Origin of the sequence: Nesterenkonia sp. NBAIMH1 (assembly GCF_007922635.1) — a bacterium.
Classification (GTDB): Bacteria; Actinomycetota; Actinomycetes; order Actinomycetales; family Micrococcaceae; genus Nesterenkonia; species Nesterenkonia pannonica.
Map to the genome: position 1 here is coordinate 364,426 of NZ_CP042335.1, position 24,732 is coordinate 389,157.

Here is a 24,732-nt window from a genome sequence, read left to right on the forward strand (position 1 = left end):
CGGGTGTGGGGTCCTTGCCTTCGACGCGCATAATGGGGGACTGTGAGTGAGACTTCTGTTCCCGTCGTGGGCGTGCTCGGCGATGGCCAGCTGGCCCGGATGATGGCATCCGCCGCAGTGGAGCTTGGGATCGAGCTGAGGCTGCTGGCCGGCTCCGCCTCCGCCTCCGCCGCGCAGGCGATACCCCGGACCACCGTCGGCGACTACCGAAGCGTGGCCGATGTGACCGCGTTTGCGGAAGGGTGCGATGCCGTCACCTTCGACCATGAGCATGTGCCCGCCGAGGTGCTGGCTGCTCTCGAGGACCAGGGGCGAACGCTCAACCCCACCCCCGCCGCATTGGTGTACGCGCAGGACAAGCTGGCCATGCGCCGGGCCATCGACGATCTGGGTCTGCCGAATCCGAGGTGGGCCGAGGTCCGCGCCGCAGAGGATCTGGTGTCCTTCAGCCGGGCAATCGGCTGGCCGGTGGTGCTGAAGACGCCTCGCGGCGGCTACGACGGCAAAGGCGTGATGATCATCCGCGACGCCGACTCGGTGCAGGACGCCGCAGAGTGGTTCGCCCGGGCCCAGCGGGAGGGTGCCGGCCTGCTGGCGGAGCAGAAGGTCCCGTTCACCAGGGAGCTCTCCGCCCAGATCGCCCGAACGCGGGACGGCGCCGTCGCTCCCTACCCCGTCGTGGAGTCGACCCAGACCAACGGAGTGTGCGACGAAGTGGTGGCCCCGGCGCCGCGCACATCCCCCGCCCACCTGGCAGAGGCGGAGCGCATCGCGCGCGCCGTCGCTGACAGGCTCGGCGTCACCGGCATGCTTGCCGTGGAGCTGTTCGAAGTGGCCGAGACCGGCGGAACCGACGCGACCCCGCCGGGCATCTACGTCAACGAGCTCGCGATGCGCCCCCACAACTCCGGGCACTGGACCATGGACGGCTCAGCCACCAGCCAGTTCGAGCAGCACCTCCGCGCGGTCCTCGGCCTGCCGCTGGGTGCGACGGACGTGACCGGCGGCGCCGGCGGTCACGTGGTCATGAAGAACCTGCTCGGCGGAGCGAACCCCAGCCTCCACGCTGCGCTTCCCGCCGCGATGCAGCGCTCCCCCCACTCGAAGATCCACCTGTACGGCAAAGACCCCAAGCCGGGGCGAAAGATCGGTCACGTGAACATCCTGTCCCAGACGACCAAGCCCAACGAGGACTACGACACAGCTCGCGCCCGACTCGAACGGGCCCGCAGGACCGCAGCCGAAGTGGCCGGAATACTCGTGGAGGGGCCAGCATGAGCGAGTACGCCGACAGCGGCCCCCTGGTCAGCCTCGTGATGGGATCGGACTCCGACTGGCCAGTGATGCGGGCCGCGGCTGAGGCGCTCGACGAGTTCGGCATCCCTTTCGAGGCCGACGTGGTGTCCGCTCACCGCATGGCCTCCGAGATGATCGACTACGGCAGGCAGGCGCACAGCCGCGGCCTGCGGGTGATCATCGCCGGCGCAGGCGGAGCAGCCCACCTGCCCGGGATGCTGGCCTCCGTCACTCCCCTGCCGGTCATCGGAGTCCCTGTGCCGCTGAAGCACCTGGACGGGATGGACTCCCTGCTGAGCATCGTGCAGATGCCCGCCGGAGTGCCCGTGGCGACCGTATCCGTCGCAGGAGCGCGCAACGCCGGCCTCCTGGCGGTGCGCACCCTGGCCGCCGGAGACGGGCCTGCTGCAGCGCAGCTGCGCGAGAAGCTGGTCAGCTTCCAGACTGAGCTGGCGGCGGCAGCCCACGAAAAGGGCCAGTCTCTGCGCGCAGAGGCCGCTGAGCTGTCCGCCTACCGAGCCCGCGACGGCGTCGCAGGGACCGGGCCCGCGCAGTGAGTCCGACCCCCCGCACGCCGAGGCCGAGCCACGCAGAGACCCCGACGCTCACCTACCACGACTTCTCCGGGACGGAGGATGTCGTACGGAATCCCCGAGCAGCCTCGCCGGCCGAGCGCACGCGCCGCGCGGTGCTTCTCACCGGCCTCACGCTGTTTCTGCCGGGCGGAGCGCAGATCACTGCAGGCTCGCGCACACTGGGCCGCGCCGCACTGGCGGTCACCATCGGCTGCTGGTTCACCGCGCTGCTGGGCGTGCTGCTGCTCCTGCTCCTGCGCGGCCCCCTGCTGAGCGCGCTGACCCAGCCGTTCGTGCTCTGGGCGGCCAGCATTCTGCTGGCCGGACTTGCTGCCGGGTGGTTGGTGCTCTGGCTGGACACGCTGCGGCTGATCCGTCTGGCAGGTATGGAGAGCAGGCCTCGGTGGATCGTCGGCATTGTGCTGCTGCTGCTGGCAGCCCTCACCTCCGGGGGCCTGGCCTACGGGGCCTCCATGGTGCACCAGGGGCGACTGGCCCTCGCAGGCATCTTCGACAGCGGCCCGGCGATGCCCGCAGAGGACGGGCGCTACAACTTTCTGCTGATGGGCTCGGACGGAGATGAGGAGCGAGGGGATCAGCCGATACGCCCCGACTCCATCCATGTGGTCTCCGTCAATGAGGACTCAGGCGAGTCGATCCTCTTCTCAATCCCTCGGAACTTCCAGAACGCACAGTTCTCGGAGGACTCCCCGATGAATGCGGTGTATCCCGAGGGATACAGCTGCGGCAACGAATGCATCATCAACTTCCTCTACCCCGAGGTGCACAACGACCATCCGGAGCTCTATCCGGAGGCCGATGACCCGGGCGCCCAAGCCATGATGGACGCCGTATCCGGCACCCTGGGCCTCGGCGTGCACGGCTACGTGATGGTCGATATGGACGGCTTCGAGGAGCTGATCGATGCCATGGGCGGCATCACGATCGAATCCGGCGGATTCGTCCCCTACAGGGGCGAGCGCCCCGACGGCAGCTGGGGCGACGTGTGGTTCGAGCCGGGGACGCTCACCCTCGACGGCCAGGACTCCCTCTCCTACGCCAGATCGCGCGAGTTCAGCTCCGACTACAACCGCATCCAGCGCCAGCAGTGCATCCAGCAGGCCATGGTGGGCCAGTTCACCCCCCAAACACTGCTGACCCGGTTCACCGACATCATGCGGGCCGGCGACAGCATGATCCAGACCAACGTTCCCCAGTCGCAGCTCGGATCCTTCGTGGACCTCGCCGCCGACGCTCAGGAGCACACGCCGCAGCGTCTGACCCTGGGCGCTCCTGACTTCGGCAGCGCCGGCGACCTCTTCTCCACCTACCCTGACTTCGACGCCATCCACTCCCGCGTCGGTGAGCTGATCGCCCAGGAGCAGGCCGATGCGGACGAAAGCGACGCGGAGGAGCCTGCGCAGGAGGACGAGGATCGGACCGAGCCGGATTCCCCCGAGGACGCGGCGGACCCGGAGGGCGAACCGCCCGGGCCTACGCCCGAGCACGATGACCCGGCCGTGGCCGACGACGAGCCCGCCTCCGAGCCGGAGGAGACGGGCCTGCCGACCCAGCCGGACGGCTCGGAGCTGACCGCCGAATACCTCATGGACGCTCAGGATCGCGGCGAGACGATGATTCTCGAGCAGGCGGCCAGCAGCAACTACGAATGTGAGCCGGCCGGCTGATCCGTAGGGTGAGCACCTACCACTCCCCGACAAACTCTTCCGGCGCGGGCAGATCGTCATATGACGAGATAAGGCTCACGTCCATCGGGACCATGGCCCTCAGACGCCATTGCTCGTCCGTGAAGGCCCAGATCCATAGGCCCGTCTCCGGCCCGATGCTCGTGAACGCAGTGGTGTCCTCCTCCCCGTCCCCATTGAGAACGTACGAGGAGACGTCGGCCCAGTATTTCTGGTACACGAGATCGTCAGCTTCGCGGTGTGTCTGCACCTGAACGAGCTGCGCATCGTAGCCCTCGTAGAGGCCGCCGTCGGCATACAGGGCCTCGATGGACTCCAGCTCATTCGTGCACTGCTCGCAGAGCTCATGGATGAGGGGGTAGACCTTCTCGGTGTCACCGGTGATGCGAGCCTGCGTCAGCGTCTCGAACCAGTGAAGGGCCGCCTCCGGCACGGCCTCGTCGGTGTTGACCGACCATTCGGCCGGAAGAGACGCCGCATCGTCGTCGCTGCCTGAAGTGCTCCCGTCCTCATCATCCGGCTCCGGGTCCGTGCCCGCATCTTCGGAGCCGTTGTCCTCCGGTGCCGCCGATGGGGACCCCTGCCCCTGGGACGGGAGGTTGTCGGGAGTGCCCGCCGACTCGTACGAGCACGCGGTGAGTCCGCCGGCGGCAATCATGGAAATGGTGATGGCGCAGTGAGCGTGAGATCGCTGACGCATGAGGAATTCCGTTCAGTAGAGGCCGTGAGCAGCGCTTCCCGGCCGCTCGCCTGGAGGAGCCTAGCGAGGATGAGTGCAGTGGGGAGCACCTTGGGCCGCTCCTGTGGAAAACGCGCTCCGGGCCCTCAGACCCGCATAGGATCGGAGCATGACGGCTATTCATCCTTCGATCCTGTCCGCGGACTTCGCCAACCTGGAGTCCGAGCTGGGGCGCATCCGCGGCGCCGACGCGGTGCATGTGGATGTCATGGACAACCACTTTGTGCCGAACCTGACGCTGGGCCTGCCCGTCGTTCAGGCCATTCGGAAGGTCACAGATCTGCCGCTCGACATCCACCTGATGATCGAGGACGCCGATGTGTGGGCTCCGCAGTATGCCGAGCTCGGCGCAGAGTCGGTCACCTTCCACGCCGAGGCGGCGAAGGCTCCGATCCGTCTGGCCCGGCAGCTGCGCTCACAGGGCTCCAAGTCGGCGATGGCTCTGCGCCCGGCCACGGCGGTGGAGCCCTACCTCGACATGCTCTCCGAGCTGGACATGCTGCTCCTGATGACCGTCGAACCAGGGTTCGGGGGCCAGAAGTTCCTGGACATCATGCTCCCGAAGATCCGCCGCGCACGGCAGGCCGCTGATGACCTGGGCAGCCGCGTGGCGATCCAGATCGACGGTGGGGTCAGCTCCGAAACCATCGAGCGGGCGGCGGAGGCCGGCGCAGACACTTTTGTGGCCGGCTCGGCCGTGTACTCCGCTGAGGACCCCGAGGAAGCCATCGCACAGCTTCGCCGTCTCGCAGCGTCTGCGGCGGAGTCGTCCTAGCTGGACTCAGGCTCCCGGTCAGCCCCGGGAATCTCACCGTCCGGATCTGGGGGGCCTTCGTGCTCGTCCTCGCGGCCGACCTCGTGCGGCTCTGCGGAGGCGACTGCGCCCAGCAGCGAGATCAGCGCCGCTTCGCCCTCGGGGCTGCTGCGAGCTGAGTCGAGGTTCTCGTCGGCCACGGCCAGAATCAGCTCCTGCCGCTGGACCCTGACGTGGCGCGGCGCGTCGATGCCGATCTTGATGCCGTCCCTGCGCACATCCAGGACTGTCACGGTGATCTCGTCCCCGATGACAACCTGCTCCCCCACCTTCCGCGTCAGCACCAGCATGGAAATACCCTATCGGCGATGGCACCTGCTGCGCGTCCTGTGACGGCTTCAGTGATCCGGGGCTTCAGCACAGCGCTCACGGCTGATGCACCGGCAGGCCCAGTTGGCGGCCCGTGTCGGGGGTGAGGGTCTGCTCCGCGGCCAGCAGCACGACCCCGTCCACTGTGCGGTGCTCAGCCAGCACCGCCAGCCAGACCCTGACATCATCCGGCTTGTGCCGAAGGTCCACGGCCGCCCACAGCTGATCGGCCTCCTCGATCACGGCAGCATCGGCACGGCTGGGCACCCCCCTGCGAGGAAACTCAAGCTCGGCCGGCGCCATCACCGGCAGGTCGGCTGTGACGGCCTGAGCCCGAACCTGGCGCAGCTCACGCCGCTGAGCGTGCAGGGGCTGGCCGCGGAGCCGTGACGGATCCCAGACACGGGCGCTGCCGTCGGCATCGAGAGTCTGGAGCGCCGCCGCCGCGTCGCCGTGCATCCCCGCGACCACCACGAGCGCACCCGCGTCGCGAAGCACCTTCGGCGCACGCGGCGGACCGCCAGCGTCGGGACCGGGGGTCCCTGCGGGCTCATTCAAGGCTCTCCACAGATCATCCATCATGCGGCTGAAATGCTCGTCCGAGGCCTCCGCCGACTCCAGTCTGCCGCGCGCTCTGAGCCGCTCCGACGGCGTCTGCAGAGCTGGGTCCCGGGCGGCGTCGACGGCCTCGGGCCGGATGAGCACGACGTCCGCAGCAGTGTCGGCGCTGCCCTGCGCCGACGGCTTCACGCTCTGCGGCAGGCCCTGCAGATCGTTTGCCGCTTCGGGCGCCTGGGCCACCTCGACCTCAGCCTCGTAGTAGACGCGGCCCATCAGGCGCCCCCAGCCGCCTGCACTGATTCGTGTTGATGAGACGATCCGCGCATCGGGCCCGTAGGTGCGGATCGCCTCCGCGCCCAGCTGGGCGAGCGAGGGGCCCCTAAGACGGTATCTGTTCGGTTCCACGAATCACTCCCACCGTTTCGATGTCGGCCCCCACTGCCGAAGCCTCCTGATATGACAGCACGGGCAGCCCGCCGGCCTGGGGGGAGACCAGTCTGCGCACCGAGGGGCGCAGGGCAGGCGCGCAGACCAGCACCGCAGACTGCCCACGAGCCTCGATCTGCGCCACCGTGTCCCTGACTGAGGTGTGCACCGCCTCGATCCGGGACGGATCGAGAACGATCTGGGTTCCGCCCTCCGCGGGCCGCAGGCCCTCGAGCATCGACTGCTCAAGCGTGGGATCCAGCATGATCACGCGCAGTCTGCCGCCCTCCGAATACCTGTCCCCGATCGCTGGTCCCAGGGCGGAGCGCGCCGCTTCGATGAGCTTCTCCGGCTCGGCGGAGGACTTCGCCTGCAGGGCCAGGGCCTCATAGATGCGCTGCAGATCGTTGATGCTCACCTGCTCCTCGAGCAGCCCCTGCAGGACCCTCTGGATCTCGGCCAGGGAAAGGGGCTGCGGGGTGAGCTCCTCCACTGCGGCAGGGTTGGCCTCCTTCAGGGCATCGGTGAGCACACGCACGTCCTCTCGGGTGAGCAGGCGCGAGGCGTGACGCTGGATCAGGGTGGACAGGTGTGTGACGACCACGGAGGTGCGGTCGATGGTCATCGCCCCGGTGCGCTCTGCGTTGTGGCGCAGCTCCGCGGGGACCCATTTGCCCTGCAGCCCGAAGACAGGCTCCATCAGCGACTCCCCGGGCAGGCTCTCCAGGTTGTCGCCCAGGGCGAGCACCTTGCCGCGGGGGATGGTTCCCCGCCCTGCCTCCACCCCGGCGAGCCGGACGGCGTAGCCCGACGGCGGGAGGTCCACCGAATCGCGGGTGCGGACCGGCGGCACCAGGATGCCCATCTCGAGCGCGAGGCGCCTGCGCAGCGCCTTCACGCGGGTCAGAAGGTCGTCTCCGCCTCCGCCGACGATGTCCACGGTGTCGGGGGCCAGTTGGATCTCGAGGCTGTGGACTTTCATCTGCTCGATGAGATCTGCCGTGGTCTCCTCGGGCACCAGGGCTGCCTCATCGTCGGCGGCGCGTGCCGCGGCCATGGCCTCCTTCTCGTCCTGGCGGCGCATCCACCAGGCGGCTGCGATGAGGACGGCCCCCACAGCCATGAACGGCGCGGCCGGCATCCCTGCGATCAGCCCCATCACCATCGCTGCCACCCCTGCCACAAGCAGAGCAGCCTGTGACTGGGTCAGCTGCCGGTGGGCGGTGGACCCCAGGTCGCTCTCGGAGTTGGCACGGGTGACGATCATTCCCGTTGAGACAGCCATCAGCAGTGCGGGGATCTGCGTGGCGAGCCCGTCACCCACCGTCAGCAGTGCATAGGTGTTCAGGGCGTCCGCGGCGGACATCTGGTTGACGATCATGCCGATGGCGATTCCGCCGACCAGGTTGATGAGGGTGATGACGATCCCGGCGATCGCGTCGCCCTTGACGAACTTCGATGAGCCGTCCATCGCTCCGTAGAAGTCCGCCTCGGCTGCGATCTCCTCACGGCGTCGGCGCGCTTCCTTGTCGGTGATCAGCCCGGCGTTGAGGTCGGCGTCGATGGCCATCTGCTTGCCCGGCATGGCATCCAGGGTGAATCGCGCGCCGACCTCCGCCACACGCTCCGCGCCCTTGGTCACCACGACGAACTGGATGACGATGAGGATCAGGAAGATGACGAATCCGACGATGAGGCTGCCGCCCACAGTGATCTGCCCGAAGGCTCCGATGACCTCCCCTGCGTACCCGTTGCCGAGCACCAGGCGGGTGGAGGCGACGTTGATGCCCAGGCGCAGCAGCGTCATCACCAGCAGCAGCGAGGGAAAGACGGAGAAGTCAAGCGGCTTCTTGGCGAACATGGTGGTCATCAGCACCAGGATGGCGCCGATGATGTTGATCACGATCAGCACGTCCAGGACGGGCGCCGGTATGGGGACGACGAGGAGCATGGCGATGAACACCACGCCCAGCGGGACAGCCAGCTTGGGGAAGGCGCTGAGCCTCACAGGGTTCCTCCTTGCGCGGGATCGGGGATGGTGTGCACTCCTGCGTGGGCGCCGCGGCGCTTCAGAGCCATGACGAACGCCAGCACGCGGGCCACCTGGGTGAAGTGCTCCACCGGCACCTCCTGCCCGAGCCGGCATTCGGCGTGCAGCGCACGGGCCAGGGGCACGTCCCTGACGATGGGAACCCCACGCTCGACCGCCTCCTCTCGGATGCGGGCAGCGAGGAGTTCCGCGCCCTTGGCCACGACCTTGGGGGCGGCCTCACCCTCCCTGTACTGCAGCGCGACCGCCACATGGGTCGGGTTTGCCAGCACCACGTCGGCGTCGGCGACGGCAGCAATCATGCGGTTGCGGCTGAGGTCCATCTGGCGGGAGCGCCGCTGCTGCCTGATCAGGGGGTCCCCGTCCGTCTTCTTGGTCTCATCCTTGACCTCCTGGCGGGTCATCATGGTGTGCTTGCGGTTGCGCTTCTGCACCACGACGATGTCGATGACCGCCAGTCCCACGCCGGCCAGGATGGAGGCTCCCAGCAGCATGGTGACACCGGCGGCGGCGGATGCCAGCAGCGAGTCCAGAGACATGGAGCCGGCGGTCAGCAGCTCGGGGACGAGCGTCTGCACCACCGCGTAGATCATCAGTCCCACGGCTGCTGTCTTCAGCAGAGCCTTCGCGCCCTGCCACACGGCCTGCATGCCGAAGACGCGCTTGAGCCCATTGACGGGCTGAAGGTGCTCCCCCTTCAGGGCGAACTTCTTGAAGCGGACTCCCCCCTGCAGGGCCGCGGCGGCGAAGACGCCCACGAGAGTGGCCAGCATCAGCGGCCACAGGACCAGCAGCACCGACCGCAGCGCCTCACCCAGAAGGATCAGGGCGATCTCCGGCTCGGGGCTGCGCGTGATCTGCACGACCGTTCCCAGCTGAACCTGGCCGGCTTCCCACGCCGCCATCAGCACCAGGGGCATGGTCGCTGCTGCCGCACCGATGCCCACCCACGCGGTCAGGTCCTGGGAGCGCGAGAGGCGTCCCTTCTCCCGGTTCTCCTTCTGGCGCTTCGGAGTGGCCTTCTCTGTGCGCTCCCCTGCCGGCTCGCTCATCAGATCACTCCTCGGAACAGGTCGATGCCCTGAGTCACCAGGCTGTTGACGGCTGCCGGGAGGACCACGAAGACGGTGCCCGCCAGCGCGATGGTGATGAAGATCTTCAGCGGGAAGCCGATCGTCAGCACATTGAGCGCCGGTGCCACACGGGTCAGCAGGCCCAGGCCGGCATCGGCCAGGAACAGGACCAGCAGCAGAGGCCCGGCGATCTCCAGGGCGGAGAGGAACATCTGCCCCACCCCGACGGCCAGGCTCTGCCCCAGCCCGGAGGAGCTCACAGCCGCTCCCAGCGGCAGGGCGTCGAAGGACCTGAAGATCCCGGCCATGATCATCATGTACGCCTCGGAGGAGACCATCAGCGCCAGGGCTGCGATGTAGAAGAGCTGCTGGAACTGAGCGCCGTTGACTCCCGTGGCCGGGTCGAACATCATGCCCAGCGAGAAGCCGCCCATGAGGTCGATGAAGCCTCCGGCGGTCTGCACCGCGGCGAACATCAGGAAGACCAGAAAGCCCAGCGCGGCTCCCGAGATGATCTCCTGGACGATGGCTGCCGCGTACTGCCACGTCTGCATCGGCACGTAGTCGTCGATCGCACGGGGCGTGACCGCCAGGGCCAGCGTGGCCCCCATGGCCCCGCGCACGCGCATGGGGATGCTGCCGTGGCTGAAGGGCGGTGCGATCACGATGAACGCGGTGATCCGCACCGCGACCAGCAGGGCGGCCTCCAGCCACTGCAGGGGCAGTTCGATCTCCATGGCAGGCGTCCGGGTCTCTCAGCTCGACAGCAGCGAGGGCAGCCGGTCGAAGAGCAGGTGCGTGAACTCAATGAGCTCGGTGATCATCCAGTGGCCGGAGACCAGCAGGGCGACGCCGACGGCCAGAGCCTTGGGAACGAACGTGAGAGTGACCTCCTGGATCTGGGTCATCGACTGGAAGAGGCTGATGGCGAAGCCGACCAGCAGCGACGTCAGCAGTACTGGCGCCGCCACGGTGGCCGCTGTAAGCAGCCCGGCCAAGCCGATGTCGAGCACTGCGTTGGTATCCATGCGGGCTCCTAGGTGTAGCTTCCGACGAGGGCGGTCACGATCAGTCCCCATCCGTCCACGAGGACGAACAGCAGGATCTTGAAGGGCAGCGAGATCATCACCGGGGGAAGCATCATCATGCCCATCGACATCAGGGCGGAGGCGACGACGAGGTCGATGATGAGGAATGGGATGAAGATGACGAACCCGATGATGAAGGCCGCCCGGAGCTCGGAGAGCATGAAGGCGGGGACCAGGGTCGTCAGCGGCACGGCCTCCGGGCTGGTGGGATTGTCGATGTCCGCGGCCCGGTGCATCAGTGCGATGTCCTCCTCGCGGGTGAACGCGACCATGAATCCGCGCAGCGGTTCGGCGCCGGCGTCGAGCGCCTCCTGGAAGTCGATGGATCCGTCCGTGTAGGGCCCGATCGCCACCTCATTGATCTCCGTCAGCACCGGCGCCATGATGAACATGGACAGGAACAGCGCAAGCCCGGCGAGCACCTGATTCGGCGGGATCATAGGCGTCGAGAGCGCGTTGCGGGTGAGAGCCAGGACCACAAAGATCTTGGTGAAGCTGCTCATCATCAGCAGCAGTGCCGGTGCCACGGAGAGCAGCGTGACCGCGATGAGCAGCAGCACTGCGGAGTTCGGCTCACCGTCAGGTCCGTTGACGTCGATGGAGATGCCCAGGGGAATTCCATGCAGCAGGTTCGCCACGCTGACAGTCAGCCCGGGAGCGCTCAACGGCTCCGCACCCGTCGCAGGGCCTCAGCCGCCTGGCGCCACGTGCTGGGAGCGAAGACGCTTCCGTGCAGCCGCGATGCTCCAGGCTCCAGGGGCTGGGCCGAGCTGATGGTGGCGGGGGTGAGATCGAGCACGGTGTGCGGGTTGGCCCGGGCGAGCTCCGCCTGGAAGTCGACGGCGCTGGGCGGCGGAGCCGTGTGGTCACCTGGGTCCGCAGCCTCGGGCTCGGGCGCAGCGGTGCTCTCCGAATCGGCCGCGTAGCTGTCCAGCAGGCTCACCGACTGCTCGGAGACTCCCAGCACATACCGGGTTCCTCCGACATCGACGACCGCGACGGCGGCTTTGGCTGCCAGGCCCTGTCGGTCCACCACGGCGATCAGACGCCGGGATCCTGCCCCGCGTCCGCTGCGGTAGTACCGTCGCCCGACGAACCAGATCAGGGCGAGGACAGCGCCAAGCGCAACGGTGACGCGCAGGAACAGGAAAAGCTCGTCCACCTCAGGCTGAGCCCTCCGCGGCATCGAGGATCCGTGTGATCCGCACCCCGTAGTCCTGGTCCATCACGACGACCTCGCCCTGTGCGATGAGGCGCCCGTTGAGCCGCACGTCCGCCGGGGCACCGGCGTTGCGGTCCAGTTCGATGACCGCCCCCGGCTCGAGGTCCAGCACGTCGCGCACCGAGACCCGGGTCCGGCCGATCTCCACCGTCAGCCCCATGTGCACGTTGTGCAGACGGGACAGCCGCGAGGTCACATCGCCGACGCTGCCGACATCGGCCCCAGCCGGCCCAACAGAGGGAAGGCTGCGCTCGCCGCCGCCGGCCCGCTCGCTGTCTCTGACCCGCACCGCGTACCAGCCGACCGCCCGGCTGCCGTCCTGAAGCACGAAGAGCTCAGCGGACTCGTCCTCCAGCAGAGTGCGTGCAGCGGAGGAGTCAGCGGCTGAGAGGACTCCGGTGCCCAGCACGGCGGCGGCTGCTTCGAATGCCGGACGCAGGACGTCGTCGAGGGAGACGAGCTGAGGGTCCAGCTGCTCGGAGCCGCCGATGGCTGCCGGGTCCAGGTGGATTGCGAGATCGGCCGACACGGCCCCCACCAGGGTGGTGACGGCCACCGACCCTGCACCGGTGAGCTCGGCGGCGCTGCGGGAGCCGGCCGCCGGCTCCGCGCTCACGCCGGAGCGTGTGGGCAGAGCCTGGGCGACGGCCGAGGCGGTGTCGTTCAGGAGGTCGAACTTGGTCATGCGGGGGTCAGCTTTCTTCTCGGGATGCCACGACGGCCGCGATGCGGCCCGACTGCTTTCCAGCTGCGGCGGTTCCGACGCGCTGGCCGTCGGCGGTCAGGTGAAGAGGCCGGTGGGCGGCATGCGTCAGTCGGAGGACGTCGCCCTCCACCAGGTTCAGGATCTGCTCGGAGGTCACCGGCGTCTCGGTCAGGGCCAGTGCGAGGTCCATGGGCACATGCACGAGGTGACCGCCCATGCGCCCCCTGACCTGCTCCTCAGGCTCGACCTCCGACTCGTCGCAGAGCTGAGGCAGGACCGCCTCGGCGGGCAGCGCCAGCGAGGCCTGGACCGACTGGTCACCGACCTGCACGGTGAATCCTGCGGTCACCATGAGCTCCGACTTCGCCGCGGCCTGCGCGAACTGTGCGTTGTAGTGCACGGTCTCCACGGTGATCTGCCCCTGCAGCAGTCCGCCGAGGGAGTAGTGCAGATCCTCCAGCGTCTCGGAGACCAGGGTGCTGATGAGCGTGTGCTCGATGCGCGTGAACTTGCGCTCCTCGGCGCGGTAGGCCCTGGGCGAGCCGAGGATGTGGGAGACCCAGTTCAGCGCCCCGGCCGCAGGGAACTGGACCACGGCGCTCGCGTCGGAGCGCTCGACGCCGCAGAGGACCATCGCCGTGGTCGGCGGCAGAGAGGCCACATAGTCGTCGTAGGTCTTCATCTCCACCCCGTGATGGGTCACAGATGAGAGGACGCGCACGCGAGCGGTGAGCTGGGTTCCCCATTGGCGCGCGAACGTCTCGAAGGCAAGCTCAAGGGTCCTGGAGTGCTCGCGGGTCAGCGTCGTGGGTCGACGAAAGTCGTACAGAGCCGGAGGGCGGCCGGCCTGCACCTCCTCGGGACTGCGCACAGCGCCGGTCTTCTCACTGAGCGGAGAGTTCACACGGGCTACCATCGGCGGCGGACTTCGCCCCGTTAGCGGAGCGGCCGATCAGTTGGACGCCTCGAGCAGAGACCCCAGGTCCAGCTCCTCCCCGGCCTGGGCGGCGTCGCGGATCTGCGGCAGCAGCTCGCGCACACGGTCCGGCTGGTCGGAGAGGATGCTGACGTCGACGCGGCGGTTGCGCCACAGGTCGTCGCTGATGGGGTGCTCATGTCCGTAGCCCACAGAGACGATGCGGGTGGGGTTGACCTCTCCCTCCTCCACCAGCTCCCGCAGGGCCGAGGTCGCCCGGGCGGAGGACAGCTCCCAGTTGGTCGCGTAGGTGTGCAGCGGCTGGCGCTGATCGGCATGGCCGCCCACCTCGAAGAACCTCTCGGTGGGGGCGATGACCGGGGCGATGATGCCCATGATCTCGGCTCCGTCTGCGCTGAGCTTCGACTCGTAGGGATCGAAGAAGGTCTCGGCGCCGATGAGATGCACGTGCAGGCCCTGCTCATCCAGGGTGAACTCCACGCTCTCCTCGTGGCCGGCGTCGAGCAGTCGGCTGCGCAGCTGCCTCTTGAGCTCCATGAGATCGTCGTACTCCTGCTGCGCAAGCATGAGGTCGTCTTCGAACTCGTCAGAGTCCTCGACGTCGTCGAAGATGGTCGTGTCGTGATCGCCGGCGAGCTCCTCCGAGATGAGAAGCCCGGAGTCCTCCACCAGGTCGGACTCCTCGCGTCCGAATCCTGTGGCCAAGGACAGGCGCAGGGCTTCGTACCGCTCCTCGTCCACGGTCGACATGGCATAGAGGACGATGAACAGGCACATCAGCACCGTGACGACATCCATGTACGATGCCATCCAGCGGTCCGGGTTGTCCCGCGCCTCCTCAGCCCTGCGACGTGTGCGCGTCCGCTTGGGGCTTCCGCTGCGGATCGCGCTTCCCTCCCCCGCCATCAGGCAGGCTCCCCCTCCGCGGGCGCACGCTCAGCCCGTTTGGGCGCCAGTTCGCTGCTGGGCACCAAAGACCTCAGCCGCTCCTCCAGCAGCAGCGGCTGGCTGCCCTCCTGGATCGCCAGCAGACCCTCCATCGTCACGTTCATCTCCTGGACCTCCAGTTCGGAGAGCCGGCCCAGGCGGGCCCCGATGGGAAGCCACATCAGGTTCGAGGACACCAGCCCCCACAGCGTCGCCACGAAGGCCGCGGCGATCATCGAGCCCAGCTGCTCAGGCTCTGAGAGATTCTCCAGGGCTTGGGTGAGGGCGACGACGGTGCCGATCACGCCGATCGTCGGGGCGTAGGCGCCCATAGTGGTGTAGAACTTCGCCGGCACCTTGTCCTCTGCGGCTTTGGTGTCGATGTCGTCCTCGAGCTGCTGGCGCAGCGCCTCGCCGTCGACGCCGTCGGCCAAAGACTGCAGCCCCGCCGAGAAGAAGCGGTCCTCCTCCTCCTGGGCGTAGGGCTCCAGAGCCAGGAACCCTTCGCTGCGGGCTACGCCTGCCAGCTCCACCAGAGCGTCGATCCGACTGGCCACCGACGGCTTGCGGCCCAGCAGGGCCTTCGGGATACCTCGGGCGCACATGCCCAGGTCCTTCATGGTGCCGGAGGCGACGGCCACGGCGATGGTCGCGCCGAACACGAAGATCATCGGCGAGGGCAGCAGGATGGAGAACGGGCTGGCGCCCTCGAGCATAAGCATCGCGAACATCGCGGCGAAGGCGATGATGATGCCGATGATGGTCGCCGGATCCATCAGGCGGCCCCTTCGGAACCTGCACCGGCGGAGACGGCTGCGGCCACGGCGACCACTGCGGCACGGTGCTCGACGACGAGCCGGATCACGTCCTTCATGGATTCGGTCACCACGTACCGCTCGCCATTGACCATCAGCAGCACCGTGTCGGGGTGCTCCTCAATGCGCTCTACCAGGTCCGGGTTCACCGCAAATCTGCTGCGGTTGAGCCGAGTCACAACGATCATGGTGAGGCCCCCTTTCAGGTGCCACTGTCGGCGCGCACCATGCCTGCGGTTAGCGCCGCACCGCTGAGGTCATCGTTTGATGTTCGCCAGCTCCTGCAGCACCTCGTCCGAGGTGGTGATGATGCGCGCGTTCGCCTGGAAGCCGCGCTGGGCGACGATCAGGTTGGTGAACTCCTGCGAGAGGTCCACATTGGACATCTCCAGCGCACCTCCCACCAGGCTGCCGACCCCGCCGGTGCCGGGGGCTGCGAAGTTGACTCCGCCGGAGTTCGCGGTCAGGGCGTAGCCGGAGTTTCCGACCTTCTGCAGCCCCTCGGGGTTGTCCACCTGGCCCAGGACGATCTGGGCGATGTCGATGGAGGCGCCGTTGGAGAAACGTCCCGTGAGCGTGCCGTCGGGACCCATCGTGTAGGACTGCAGCACTCCGGCGGCGGAGCCGTTCTGCGAGGAGATCGAGGCGCTGTCGACGCCGGCGAAGGTGGTCACGGCAGTGAGATCCACGGCCACGCCGCCCACAGTGAGTCCGCCGTCGAGGGTGCCTGCAGCGTTCGCTCCGCCGAGCGATCCCGCCACGTCCCAGCCGCCTGCGGTGCGGGTGAAGGTCAGCGAGAGGTTCTGGCTGGTGCCGTCGTCGGTGAAGACCTCACGGTCCAGGGTGCGGGTCTCGCCCACAGCGGCATCGGAGGGGAGGTTGCCCTGGACCTGGGCGACGGTGGTCGCCGTTCCGCCCACCGCCATGTTCGGCGGCAGGACGATGTCCTGCAGTGCACCTCCGGCAGGCAGCTGGCCGTTCTCTGCCATTCGCCCCTGCACGATCCCTCCGTCGGGGCTGGTGAGGCGGCCCTGGTTGTCGAAGCTGAAGGAGCCGGAGCGGGTGAGGATCTGTTCGCCGCCCTTGTTGAGCACGAAGAAGCCGTCGCCGGAGATCATCATGTCGGTGGCGACATCGGTTCGCTGCGCCGCCCCTTGGGTGAAGTTCGTATTGGTGCCGGCCACCTGGACCCCCAGGCCGATCTGTGCGGGGTTCTGTCCGCCCACCTGGGCGCCGCCTCCTGCCGCGCCCTGGGTGATCTGGCTGAGGGTGTCCTGGAACTGGGTGGACTGAGCCTTGTAGCCGGTGGTGTTGACGTTGGAGATGTTGTTGCCGGTCACGTCGAGCATGGCCTGGTGGGAGCGGAGTCCGGAGATGCCGGAGTTCATGGAGCGGAGCATGGGTGCAGCCTTTCGAGGGAATGGATGTCAGAGGTGTGGGCGGAGGAGGGCATCAGCGTCAGGTCCGGTCCTCCTCAGCAGGAGGTGCGGCGACTGCTGCGATGGTGGAATAGGCAACGGCGCGGCCGTCGACGGCGACCATCGGCTCCCCTCCGTCGAACGAGATGCCGGTGACGACGCCGGTGATCGGCTCCTCGCCGTCGGGCCCGTCGGCGGTGGTCACGACCTGGCCCAGCAGCGATGAGGCCGCGGCCCGCTGATCCATGGACAGCAGCTGGTGCTGAACCTCGGCCATGCCGCTCATGGTGGTGCCCATCTGGGTCAGCTGCTCCATGGAGGCCAGCTGCGTGGTCTGCGCGATCATGTCGTTGGTGTCCATCGGAGAGGAGGGGTCCTGGTTGGCCAGCTGGGTGACGAGCAGGTGCATGAAGACCTCACCGTCCATCTGCTGCTTCAGCTCGCGAGGCGGCGCTGCGGAGCCGCGCCCGGCCCGCATGGCATCGTCGATCAGCGCAGGGTCGATGCCCGGTGAGGCTGGCGGAGCAATGGCATCCGGCATGTTCTCTCCTTCTCTCAGGCCAGCAGATCCAGGCTGCCGGGGATGTAGTGGGTTCGGCTGTCGGGCAGTGGAGGCTCGCCCTGCTCCGCGTCGGCCGCCGCAGCGGGTCCGGCCTGGGGCGTGTCCGCCTCGGCGGAGGCGCCGTCGCGGGCGTGCTCGCCGAACTGCTGACGGCTCTGCTGCTGGGCGTCCAGCAGCTGCTGATCGGCCGCGCGGGAGTGCTGCCCCAGGTGCGTCGAGGGCTGAGAGGCCGGGGCCTCCTGGTCCGAGACGCTCACCTGGGAGGTGCCTGTGCTCACTCCTAGGCCTGCCAGATCTCGGCGCAGATCGGCCACGATGCCGCGCAGCGCGTCCCGGCCCTGTTCCTGGGGGGAGAACAGTTCGATCCTCATCCCCTCGGGCGTCAGATGAGCGCGTACCGTCACCGGACCGAGGCCCTCGGGGGCCACCGTGATCGTCAGAACCCGCTCGCCCCCGCCCGCCGCAACGATCTGGGTGACTGCCTGGGAAACGGGGACGCCGAGCTGGGCATTGAGCGGCTGGGCCGTGGTCGGCGCCGCCCCGCTCGCCGACGGGCCGGCGGCTGAGTGCACGACCGTGGTCTGAACAGCTGTGGCCTGAACTGCAGTGCTCTGCCCTGGTGCGGCGCCGCTCTGCGGCGGGGAGGAGGCCGAGGCATCCGCTCCCCTGGGGCTGGGCTGCGGAACGGCGTCATGCTCCTGAGCAGGGACCGTGCTGGGCAGCGTCTCAGCCGTCACATCCGGCGTCTCAGAGCTCTCATGGGGCGTGGCAGCCATCACCTCGGATGCATCGATCGCGCCTTCATCCGTGGCCTGAGCTTCAGTGTCAGCGCCTGACTGCTCGCCTTCACCGCCCTGGGCGTCTCCTGCCGGTGTGTCAGGCAGAGCGAGGCCCTGGGTGTCGACGTAGGGATCGCGCGTCGGCGGCCCGTCTGAGGAAGCCGCAGTGTCGGGGAGAGCCGGCGTGCGCGACGTGGGGTGAGTCTCCTCTGGGCGCTCCGGCGGCTCATCACGGTGCGCAGGATGCAGGAGCTCCGCACTGGGAGGAGCCTCGGCCCGCTTCTCTGCTGAGTCCGGCACCTGAAGCCGCTCATCGCCCTCGGGATGCTGCGCCGGGACCTGCGCCCCATCCGCATCAGAGCCGGCATCCTGCCGGGGAGCCTCTCCGGCTATGTTGGATATGCGCGAAGTGTCTGCGGGCGAGAGGTCTGTGGGCGGCTCCCCGCGGGGACGTCGATGCGGTCCGCGGCCGGCGCCTTCTCCGCGGCCGAGGGAGGGCTCTCCCCTCCGCCGGGTCGGAGGGAGACGAAGAGCGCCCTCTCTGAGCTCGCCGGCACATCGTCCGTCGTCTGCTGGGACCCGGCCTCCGCGTCACGCTCTGAGAGAGGTGCATGGCGCTGGATGGTGGGAGCCTCCTCAGCGTCCGCTGCACCGTCCTGAGCCGCGGCACCCAGCAGGTGGGAGAAGGAGGCATCAGCATCCGTCGTTCTGTGGGCTGACGCTGCGGAGGGCATGGGAGCGGTCAGCGATCGGGCGGCGAGCAGGGCGAACAGAGCGGTCATGTCCGGGCTCCTGCCATACGGGCCTCGAAAGCGCCGCGGTCGGCTGAGGCCGTCTGGGCCGCAGGCGCCGCTGACGCCTCCTGCGGGGAGTCGACCATCCGTCGGATGGTCATAATGGTGCCGCTGACCGGCTCGGTGACTACGCTGCGGCCCGGACGGGGGGCATGGGTCCACTCACCGCTGCCGGCATAGATGCCGATGTGGCCTCCGCCGCGAGTGACGATGAGGTCTCCCGGCTTCGCCTGCTCGAGGGAGGGCACCTCCTTGCCCACGCGTGCCTGCGCGGCAGCGACCCGCGGGACGCTGATGCCGAACTCCGCCATCACATTCTTCACCAGCCCTGAGCAGTCCAAGCCTCTGCTCGGGTCCGTTCCTCCCCACAGGTACGGAACTCCGTGATGCTTCTGAGCGGCTGCCACGATGTCTCGTCCGCTGCCGTCGCCGGAAGAGGCACTGCCTGCAGGGGTCGCCGATGAGGCAGAGGATGCTGGGGATGCGCCAGGGACCGAAGAGGACGCATCCCGCGGCGCTGAGGAGCGCGGACCCGCGCCGAGCTCCTCAGCGTAGCTGAGCACGCGCATCAGCGCTTCGAAGTCCGAGGCCGGGCCGCTCAGCGGCTGGGGCCCTCGCAGCGCGGTGCCGGGCTCCGCGCTGACGGCGCGGGCCTCCGACGCGGCGAGCGCCGGGGCTCCCCCAGAGCGCGGCACGTTCTGCGCCGCACCCGGGGGTGGAGCTTGGGGGCTGTATGCGCCGATGGCAGATTCGATCTGACCGATCCGACCCATCGCTGAGGAGAATGTCATGAGAGCCCCTCCTCACGGAGGCTGCGCTGCTGACCAGCCTCGTCGAGCGCCGCCTGCTCTGCAGCGAGGCGCTCATGCGCAAGCCGCTGGTCATGACGAGCCTGCAGCTTCTCCACCACCTTCACGTCCTGGCGGGCGCTCCGGTAGTCCCATTCCGCCTGCTGCTGATCTGAGGAGGCCTGCTCCGCATAGGCGCGGAGCTCATCGAGCATGCTTCGAGAGGAGGATCGAGCGGCGGCGACGGCCAGGAGCGACTCGGGCGGCCCTTGGGGCGCCTCGCTCTGCGCCGCCTGAACCCGGAACTTCTCCAGGCGCTGATTGGCCCGCTGAGTCTTCTCATGGGCGGTGAACAGCCTCCCGGCCGCGTCGGCCTCGCGGAGGCTGCGCAGACGCAGAAGGCCTGCGAGTGAGAAAGCGGCTGCCATCAGATGCGGTCCTTCCATCGGCCGACCAGCTCAAGCAGCCGCGCCCAGGAGTCGGCCGCCGAGGCCGTCTCCTCGAGGCTCTGCTGCAGAAACTGCTCTACGGCGTCGCTGTGCTCCAGGGCGATGTCCACCAACGGCTGGGCGCCGCGCTGGTACGCCCCCACGTCGACCAGGTCCTGGGCGCCCTGCCTCGCCGCCATCACCCGGCGCAGGTCTGCGGCCGCGCTGCGGTGCTCGGATGCGGTGACGCGTGACGCCAGCCGGGAGACGGACTCAAGCACATTGACAGGCGGGTAGTGCCCCTGCACCGCCAAACGTCGGTCCAGCACCAGGTGCCCGTCGAGGAACGAGCGGGCCGCGTCGGCCACGGGCTCATTGTGGTCGTCGCCGTCGACGAGGACCGTATAGATCCCGGTGATTGATCCTGACTCGTCCATGCCGGCACGCTCGACGAGCCGCGCCAGCAGCGAAAAGGTGCTCGGCGGGTAGCCCCGTGTGGCGGGCGGCTCCCCCACCGACAGTCCGATCTCCCGCTGGGCCATCGCGACCCGCGACAGCGAATCCATCATGAGCAGCACATCCATGCCCGCATCGCGGAAGGACTCTGCAATGCGTGTGGCTGCGAATGCTGCGCGCACGCGCATCTGGGACGGCTCGTCCGAGGTGGCCACCACCACCACGGAGCGGGCCAGACCCTCCGGGCCGAGATCGTCCTCGATGAACTCGCGCACCTCGCGCCCTCGCTCGCCGATCAGTGCGATCACGTTGATCCGAGCCTCTGTGCCGCGCGCCGCCATGGACAGCAGCGAGGACTTTCCGACGCCGGAGCCGGCGAAGAGCCCGACGCGTTGACCCCGTCCCACCGAGGTCATCGTGTCCACGCTGCGGATTCCCAGCTGAAGCTGCTCATGGATGCGACGGCGACGCATCGGGGAGGGCGGGGCCTGATCCAGTGCGACAAGATGGTGCGGCCCCAAGGGTCGCGCCGAGACCCCGAGGCCCTCAGCGTCGAGCGGGCGACCCAGCCCGTCGATGACCCTGCCGATGAGCCCTTCGCCGATCGGCACCAGGGACGGGCCCTCGGAGAGGTGGACCTCATCCCCCACAGCCACCCCGTGGAGGCCGGAGAGCGGCATGCAGCGCAGGCGGTCGCCTTCGGCGGCCACCACTTCTGCGGGTGTCCTGGCCGTGCCGATCTCGACGACCGCGCCCACCGGTACGGAGAATGCGCTGCTGAGCGCTTCGGCGCCCTCGGCCGAGAAGCCGTCGGAGGGGCGGCCCTGCCTCAGGCCTCCCACCTCGACTCCGAGTCCGACGATCCTCGTCACTTCGCCGGCGGCCGTCGGCTGGGCGGCGCGCAGCATGGCGGGCAGCGCAGCCGGAACGTGCACCTCGGCGGGTGCGGCGGTCACGCGGCGGCCTCCGACGCCGGGGAGGGGGCTCCGGCACGATCGATCGCCTCTCGGCACCGCGCCACAGCGGTGGTCAGGCGCGCATCGAGGAACCCTTCCCGGAGGTCCGCGACCGCGCTTCCTTCAGGCATGGAAGCATCGGAGATGACGCGCACCCCGGCCTGCTCGGCTTTGTCTGCGATGAGGCTCGCCGCGTGCGGGCTCATGCGCACCGCGCGCACCGACTCGGGCTCCGCGTCTCTGAGCACACGGAGAAGTGCGGCCTGAGCTGAGTGCGGACCGTCCTTCAGCTCAGCCCCGAGGAGCGCCTCGGCGAGCTGCAGGGCTGCCGCTGCCAGTGAGCGGTCGAGCGTGCCCACTGATTCGAGCGCCCGGTGCGCGAACGCGTCAGCCGCCCGGGCGAGCGCATCCAGCGCCTCCGCCTGCTCTGCATGGGCCTGCTCGCGCTGTGCACGGAGCTTCTGGTCGTGCTCGGCCCGCTGGGCCTGCGTCTGCTCGGCGGCGGCGCGCATTCCGGCACCGTAGCCTGCGGCGTAGCCCTGTGTGCGAGCCTGCGCGCGGTCGGTCTCGACGGAGGGGGCTGCGCTGGCGCCTCCGGCGGAGAGGGTGGCGAAGCTCAGCGGAACGATGCTTGTCTGCTCAGAGGACAAGAGCGTCCTCCTCTTCTACACGCTGGACAGTGATGATGCCTTCGTTCTCCAGTTCGCGGATCTGCCGCACCACGTCCGCGCGCGCCTCCTCCACCTGCGACATGCGCACCGCCCCGAGTGAGCTGACCTCGGCGTCGAGAATCTCCTTGGTCCGCTCGGAGATGTTCGCCCGAATCACCTGCTCGACGTTCTCGGGGGCACCCTTGAGGGCCAGTGCGAGCACGGTGGGATCAATGCCTCGCATGATCTGCTGGACGTCGCGGCGGTCGAAGCGCACCAGGTCGGCGAAGGTGAGCATACGAGCGCGCACCTCCTCGGCGAGGTGCGCATCGCGCTCAGCAAGCTCCTCCAGCAGCTCCTTCTCCACGTTGACCGACGAACGGTTGATGATGTCGACCAGCGGCTGCACTCCGCCCACCGCCGCAGGGGGCTCTGCCGGGGCTGCAGAGGCACCCATCTGGGATTTCAGAGCATCCGAGACGACTCGGACGGCGTCCGGCGAGGGCGGCCCCATAGTGGCCAAGCAGGTGGCCACGTCTGTGCGCCGTGCGGCGTCGACGCCGGAGAGGACCACCGAGGCCACGTCGGGCTTGAGGTGGGCCAGCACCAGCGCCACCGTCTGCGGCAGCTCCTCGTCCAGGAGGACGGCGATCTGCTGAGGGTCGGCGGACTCGAGGAAGTCGAAGGACTTTCCTGCCATGGAGGATGCAAGGCGGCCCATGACCACGTCGGCCCGCTCTGAGCCGAAGGTGTCCTGGAGCAGCGCAGCAGCGAAGTCCTTGCCGCCCCGTGCGGCGGGAACACCGGCGCGAATCGCTCCGTGCACCTCGGCCAGGACCTTCTCGATGGTGCGCCGGTCCACTCGACGCAGCCGCACGATCTCAGCGATGACCTCATCGGATTCGAGCTCGCTGAAGTGCCGCAGGACCTCGGACGCCTGCTGACGGTCCATCTGCATCAGCACCAGCGCGACCTTCTGGGTGCCGGTGAGAGCGACGGCGACCTCACTCATACTTTGGACGCCTCCTCGTCCATCAGGGCTCGGAGATGCTCGGCCATCCGCTCAGGGTCCTGGGCTGCCAGGGCGTTGAGCTCAGCCCGTCGCTGAACAGACTCCTCGCCGTCTGCCCCGAATGCCGCACCGCCGCCGTCGGCCGCGTCGGGCCGGGCCACCGGCAGCACCGCCGTCTCGGCATCGGGAGGAAGCAGCGTGGCAGGCCGCTGACCTGCCCCCACCGCGGCTGCCTCCGCGGCTTGGCCCGCCCCCAGCGCCTCGTAGGGGTATGACTCGCCGAGGTCCTCGAGCTCCTCCGTCTGCTGCTTCCTGCGCCTGCGGAGGATGAGCAGGGCGGCCAGCAGCAGAAGCAGCAGCGCACCGGCGATGACGGCGCTGGTGAGAATCTGCTGGAACTGCTCACGCTGCGCTTCTGCGGCGGCCTCGGCCTCCGCCTCGGCGAGCGCCTCCGCGGCGGCGTCGGCGTCGGCGGTGGAGAAGGGCACGATCGAGACGTTGAGCGCGTCGCCGCGCTCTTCGTTGAGCCCCACGGCATCGGTGACCATGGCCGTGAGGACGGGCATGTCCAGTCCGGCGGCGGCGTTCTCGTCCACTGCGACGGAGATCGACTGGCTGTTCAGCGCTCCGGGCGGAACCGTCGTGGTCTCGGTGACTTTGCTGATGGCGTTCTCCAGCTCTTCGGTCTCCGCTGTGTAGGTGCCCTCGCCGTCGCCGCCTCCGGGCACCGCAATGTTGTCCGGGCCGAGCACTCCTGCGGCGCCGCCTCCGGTTCCCGTGTAGTTCTCCGTGGAGGAGGATTCGCGCAGCGCAGGGGCGTCCTCGGCGGCGTCGAACGTCTCCTCGAGGCGTTCGGCCGATTCGGGGTTCACATCGGCGGTGACCACCACCGTGGAGCCGCCTCGTCCGACGACGCTGTCCAACATGGTCTGCACCGAGGCGGTGACCCGCTCCTCATACTCCAGGGCTGCGCCGCTGCTGCCGCCGGCCGGCCCCTCCCCGACGGCCGAGAGCACGCCTCCGTCCCCGTCCACGACGGCGACGTTCTCGGGGCGGAGACCATCGACGGCTCCGGAGACCAGCTGGACCACTGACTGCACCTGGCTGTCTGTGATGGTGGTGCCCGGTGCCGCATTGACGAAGATGGAGGCAGTCGCGTCCTCCTGGGCGTCGGAGAAGACGGTCTCCTCGGGGATGGAGAGCGCGACCTTGGCGAACTGGACCGCGCTGAAGGCCTCGATGGTGCTCGCCAGCTCGCCCTCGACGGCTCGGGTGTAGGTGACCGACTGCTGGAAGTCGGAGGAGGTGACGCCCATGTCGTCCAGGAGCCCGTATCCGCCTCCCGATGAGGCGGGGAGTCCCGCTGAGGCGGCCTGGATGCGTGCTTCGTAGACCTGCTCCTCCGGGACGAGGACCGTGGATCCGCCGGATGCCAGCTCGTACGGCACCCCGTCGGCCCGGAGCTGCTCGACGATCTCTGCGGAGTCCTCGCCGGCCAGGCCGGTGAACGCCGGTGCCATGCTGGGCTGGGACATGACGTAGTAGAGGGCGTACCCGCCCAGGGCGAGCATGGCCGCTGCCAGGATGGCCAGGGTCTTGTGGGCAGCGGTCCAGCCTGAGAGGTAGCCCCGGAGGGTGTCCATGG

Annotated in this window: 28 protein-coding genes; 4 read left to right on the plus strand and 24 right to left on the minus strand. The window is 68.6% G+C overall.

Translation table 11 applies throughout. The features are described 5' to 3' along the window. The first annotated feature begins 42 nt into the window (after nt 1-42). From FS388_RS01660 to FS388_RS01670, 3 genes are read left to right on the plus strand one after another with little or no spacing between them, the layout of a single operon-like run. Entirely contained in the window at nt 43-1,278 is a 1,236-nt protein-coding gene (locus FS388_RS01660) for a 5-(carboxyamino)imidazole ribonucleotide synthase (RefSeq protein ID WP_146339088.1), read from the plus strand. Further along, the gene (purE, locus tag FS388_RS01665) at nt 1,275-1,853 is read left to right on the plus strand and encodes a 5-(carboxyamino)imidazole ribonucleotide mutase (protein WP_146339090.1); all 579 of its coding nucleotides are present in this window, start codon (nt 1,275-1,277) and stop codon (nt 1,851-1,853) included. Before FS388_RS01660 ends, purE begins: the two co-directional genes overlap by 4 nt. Further along, nucleotides 1,850-3,559 (plus strand): LCP family protein, encoded by a 1,710-nt coding sequence (locus tag FS388_RS01670; protein WP_146339092.1) that lies wholly within the window; start codon nt 1,850-1,852, stop codon nt 3,557-3,559. Before purE ends, FS388_RS01670 begins: the two co-directional genes overlap by 4 nt. A gap of 16 nt (nt 3,560-3,575) precedes the next feature. On the opposite strand, the gene FS388_RS01675 is transcribed toward FS388_RS01670, so the two are convergent. After that, nucleotides 3,576-4,277 carry a DUF6318 family protein gene (locus FS388_RS01675; protein ID WP_146339094.1) on the minus strand — a complete coding sequence of 234 codons (702 nt, stop codon included), beginning with the start codon at nt 4,275-4,277 and terminating at the stop codon, nt 3,576-3,578. A gap of 148 nt (nt 4,278-4,425) precedes the next feature. Between FS388_RS01675 and rpe the strand changes: the two genes are divergently transcribed. Next, entirely contained in the window at nt 4,426-5,091 is a 666-nt protein-coding gene (rpe, locus tag FS388_RS01680) for a ribulose-phosphate 3-epimerase (protein ID WP_146339096.1), read from the plus strand. Here the strand turns inward: rpe and csrA are convergent. From csrA to fliF, 23 genes are all read right to left on the minus strand, one after another. Beyond that, a complete protein-coding gene (gene csrA / locus FS388_RS13315; protein ID WP_146339098.1) occupies nt 5,088-5,420 on the minus strand; it encodes a carbon storage regulator CsrA in 333 nt (110 codons plus the stop codon). The two genes, rpe and csrA, sit on opposite strands and share 4 nt — an antisense overlap. Before the next feature lie 76 nt (nt 5,421-5,496). Further along, complete coding sequence (locus tag FS388_RS01690; protein WP_146339100.1) at nt 5,497-6,405, minus strand: hypothetical protein; 909 nt, start codon at nt 6,403-6,405, stop codon at nt 5,497-5,499. Further along, nucleotides 6,380-8,377, minus strand: a complete 1,998-nt coding sequence (locus FS388_RS01695) for a flagellar biosynthesis protein FlhA (RefSeq protein ID WP_256369569.1) — start codon at nt 8,375-8,377, stop codon at nt 6,380-6,382. Before FS388_RS01695 ends, FS388_RS01690 begins: the two co-directional genes overlap by 26 nt. Nucleotides 8,378-8,430: 53 nt before the next feature. After that, nucleotides 8,431-9,528: a flagellar biosynthesis protein FlhB gene (locus tag FS388_RS01700; protein ID WP_246836262.1), complete on the minus strand. Its 1,098-nt coding sequence runs from the start codon at nt 9,526-9,528 to the stop codon at nt 8,431-8,433. Next, entirely contained in the window at nt 9,528-10,286 is a 759-nt protein-coding gene (locus FS388_RS01705; protein WP_146339104.1) for a flagellar biosynthetic protein FliR, read from the minus strand. The genes FS388_RS01700 and FS388_RS01705 overlap by 1 nt, the downstream gene beginning before the upstream one ends. Nucleotides 10,287-10,304: 18 nt before the next feature. Next, nucleotides 10,305-10,577 (minus strand): flagellar biosynthetic protein FliQ, encoded by a 273-nt coding sequence (locus FS388_RS01710; protein ID WP_146339106.1) that lies wholly within the window; start codon nt 10,575-10,577, stop codon nt 10,305-10,307. A gap of 8 nt (nt 10,578-10,585) precedes the next feature. Beyond that, complete coding sequence (fliP, locus tag FS388_RS01715; protein WP_146339108.1) at nt 10,586-11,302, minus strand: flagellar type III secretion system pore protein FliP; 717 nt, start codon at nt 11,300-11,302, stop codon at nt 10,586-10,588. Then, nucleotides 11,299-11,823, minus strand: a complete 525-nt coding sequence (locus FS388_RS01720) for a flagellar biosynthetic protein FliO (RefSeq protein ID WP_146339110.1) — start codon at nt 11,821-11,823, stop codon at nt 11,299-11,301. The genes fliP and FS388_RS01720 overlap by 4 nt, the downstream gene beginning before the upstream one ends. Further along, nucleotides 11,801-12,544: a flagellar motor switch protein FliN gene (fliN, locus tag FS388_RS01725; RefSeq protein WP_146339112.1), complete on the minus strand. Its 744-nt coding sequence runs from the start codon at nt 12,542-12,544 to the stop codon at nt 11,801-11,803. The genes FS388_RS01720 and fliN overlap by 23 nt, the downstream gene beginning before the upstream one ends. A 7-nt stretch (nt 12,545-12,551) precedes the next feature. Then, entirely contained in the window at nt 12,552-13,469 is a 918-nt protein-coding gene (locus FS388_RS01730; protein WP_246836263.1) for a flagellar motor switch protein FliM, read from the minus strand. 48 nt (nt 13,470-13,517) lie between these two features. After that, nucleotides 13,518-14,408 carry a flagellar motor protein MotB gene (locus FS388_RS01735; RefSeq protein WP_146339116.1) on the minus strand — a complete coding sequence of 297 codons (891 nt, stop codon included), beginning with the start codon at nt 14,406-14,408 and terminating at the stop codon, nt 13,518-13,520. Further along, a complete protein-coding gene (locus FS388_RS01740) occupies nt 14,408-15,205 on the minus strand; it encodes a motility protein A (RefSeq protein ID WP_146339118.1) in 798 nt (265 codons plus the stop codon). Before FS388_RS01740 ends, FS388_RS01735 begins: the two co-directional genes overlap by 1 nt. Then, entirely contained in the window at nt 15,205-15,432 is a 228-nt protein-coding gene (locus FS388_RS01745) for a flagellar FlbD family protein (RefSeq protein WP_146339119.1), read from the minus strand. Before FS388_RS01745 ends, FS388_RS01740 begins: the two co-directional genes overlap by 1 nt. Nucleotides 15,433-15,501: 69 nt before the next feature. Then, a complete protein-coding gene (locus tag FS388_RS01750; RefSeq protein WP_146339121.1) occupies nt 15,502-16,644 on the minus strand; it encodes a flagellar hook protein FlgE in 1,143 nt (380 codons plus the stop codon). A 58-nt stretch (nt 16,645-16,702) separates the two neighbouring features. Further along, nucleotides 16,703-17,203: a flagellar hook assembly protein FlgD gene (locus FS388_RS01755; protein ID WP_246836264.1), complete on the minus strand. Its 501-nt coding sequence runs from the start codon at nt 17,201-17,203 to the stop codon at nt 16,703-16,705. Nucleotides 17,204-17,217: 14 nt separating this feature from the next. Beyond that, nucleotides 17,218-18,303, minus strand: a complete 1,086-nt coding sequence (locus FS388_RS01760; protein ID WP_146339123.1) for a flagellar hook-length control protein FliK — start codon at nt 18,301-18,303, stop codon at nt 17,218-17,220. An 89-nt stretch (nt 18,304-18,392) separates the two neighbouring features. Further along, nucleotides 18,393-18,785: a hypothetical protein gene (locus FS388_RS01765; RefSeq protein ID WP_146339125.1), complete on the minus strand. Its 393-nt coding sequence runs from the start codon at nt 18,783-18,785 to the stop codon at nt 18,393-18,395. Further along, nucleotides 18,782-19,588: a C40 family peptidase gene (locus FS388_RS01770; RefSeq protein ID WP_146339126.1), complete on the minus strand. Its 807-nt coding sequence runs from the start codon at nt 19,586-19,588 to the stop codon at nt 18,782-18,784. The genes FS388_RS01765 and FS388_RS01770 overlap by 4 nt, the downstream gene beginning before the upstream one ends. Further along, on the minus strand, nt 19,585-20,013 hold the full coding sequence (locus FS388_RS01775) for a flagellar FliJ family protein (protein WP_168198558.1): 429 nt from the start codon (nt 20,011-20,013) through the stop codon (nt 19,585-19,587). The genes FS388_RS01770 and FS388_RS01775 overlap by 4 nt, the downstream gene beginning before the upstream one ends. Beyond that, nucleotides 20,013-21,377, minus strand: a complete 1,365-nt coding sequence (locus tag FS388_RS01780) for a FliI/YscN family ATPase (RefSeq protein WP_146341817.1) — start codon at nt 21,375-21,377, stop codon at nt 20,013-20,015. Before FS388_RS01780 ends, FS388_RS01775 begins: the two co-directional genes overlap by 1 nt. A gap of 44 nt (nt 21,378-21,421) precedes the next feature. After that, a complete protein-coding gene (locus FS388_RS01785; protein ID WP_146339130.1) occupies nt 21,422-22,075 on the minus strand; it encodes a FliH/SctL family protein in 654 nt (217 codons plus the stop codon). Further along, nucleotides 22,065-23,087, minus strand: a complete 1,023-nt coding sequence (fliG, locus tag FS388_RS01790; protein WP_146339133.1) for a flagellar motor switch protein FliG — start codon at nt 23,085-23,087, stop codon at nt 22,065-22,067. Before fliG ends, FS388_RS01785 begins: the two co-directional genes overlap by 11 nt. Continuing rightward, the gene (gene fliF, locus FS388_RS01795) at nt 23,084-24,730 is read right to left on the minus strand and encodes a flagellar basal-body MS-ring/collar protein FliF (RefSeq protein ID WP_146339135.1); all 1,647 of its coding nucleotides are present in this window, start codon (nt 24,728-24,730) and stop codon (nt 23,084-23,086) included. The genes fliG and fliF overlap by 4 nt, the downstream gene beginning before the upstream one ends. Nucleotides 24,731-24,732: the final 2 nt, after the last annotated feature.

Bases quoted from the DNA above. Each gene is read 5' to 3' on its own strand.
- purE (WP_146339090.1), top strand. From the start codon at position 1,275: ATGAGCGAGTACGCCGACAGCGGCCCCCTGGTCAGCCTCGTGATGGGA.
- FS388_RS01675 (WP_146339094.1), bottom strand. From the start codon at position 4,277: ATGCGTCAGCGATCTCACGCTCACTGCGCCATCACCATTTCCATGATT.
- rpe (WP_146339096.1), top strand. From the start codon at position 4,426: ATGACGGCTATTCATCCTTCGATCCTGTCCGCGGACTTCGCCAACCTG.
- csrA (WP_146339098.1), bottom strand. From the start codon at position 5,420: ATGCTGGTGCTGACGCGGAAGGTGGGGGAGCAGGTTGTCATCGGGGAC.
- FS388_RS01695 (WP_256369569.1), bottom strand. From the start codon at position 8,377: ATGCTCCTCGTCGTCCCCATACCGGCGCCCGTCCTGGACGTGCTGATC.
- FS388_RS01700 (WP_246836262.1), bottom strand. From the start codon at position 9,528: ATGAGCGAGCCGGCAGGGGAGCGCACAGAGAAGGCCACTCCGAAGCGC.
- FS388_RS01705 (WP_146339104.1), bottom strand. From the start codon at position 10,286: ATGGAGATCGAACTGCCCCTGCAGTGGCTGGAGGCCGCCCTGCTGGTC.
- FS388_RS01710 (WP_146339106.1), bottom strand. From the start codon at position 10,577: ATGGATACCAACGCAGTGCTCGACATCGGCTTGGCCGGGCTGCTTACA.
- FS388_RS01720 (WP_146339110.1), bottom strand. From the start codon at position 11,823: ATGCCGCGGAGGGCTCAGCCTGAGGTGGACGAGCTTTTCCTGTTCCTG.
- fliN (WP_146339112.1), bottom strand. From the start codon at position 12,544: ATGACCAAGTTCGACCTCCTGAACGACACCGCCTCGGCCGTCGCCCAG.
- FS388_RS01735 (WP_146339116.1), bottom strand. From the start codon at position 14,408: ATGGCGGGGGAGGGAAGCGCGATCCGCAGCGGAAGCCCCAAGCGGACG.
- FS388_RS01740 (WP_146339118.1), bottom strand. From the start codon at position 15,205: ATGGATCCGGCGACCATCATCGGCATCATCATCGCCTTCGCCGCGATG.
- FS388_RS01745 (WP_146339119.1), bottom strand. From the start codon at position 15,432: ATGATCGTTGTGACTCGGCTCAACCGCAGCAGATTTGCGGTGAACCCG.
- FS388_RS01750 (WP_146339121.1), bottom strand. From the start codon at position 16,644: ATGCTCCGCTCCATGAACTCCGGCATCTCCGGACTCCGCTCCCACCAG.
- FS388_RS01755 (WP_246836264.1), bottom strand. From the start codon at position 17,203: ATGCCGGATGCCATTGCTCCGCCAGCCTCACCGGGCATCGACCCTGCG.
- FS388_RS01765 (WP_146339125.1), bottom strand. From the start codon at position 18,785: ATGACCGCTCTGTTCGCCCTGCTCGCCGCCCGATCGCTGACCGCTCCC.
- FS388_RS01770 (WP_146339126.1), bottom strand. From the start codon at position 19,588: ATGACATTCTCCTCAGCGATGGGTCGGATCGGTCAGATCGAATCTGCC.
- FS388_RS01775 (WP_168198558.1), bottom strand. From the start codon at position 20,013: ATGGCAGCCGCTTTCTCACTCGCAGGCCTTCTGCGTCTGCGCAGCCTC.
- FS388_RS01780 (WP_146341817.1), bottom strand. From the start codon at position 21,377: ATGCTGCGCGCCGCCCAGCCGACGGCCGCCGGCGAAGTGACGAGGATC.
- fliG (WP_146339133.1), bottom strand. From the start codon at position 23,087: ATGAGTGAGGTCGCCGTCGCTCTCACCGGCACCCAGAAGGTCGCGCTG.
- fliF (WP_146339135.1), bottom strand. From the start codon at position 24,730: ATGGACACCCTCCGGGGCTACCTCTCAGGCTGGACCGCTGCCCACAAG.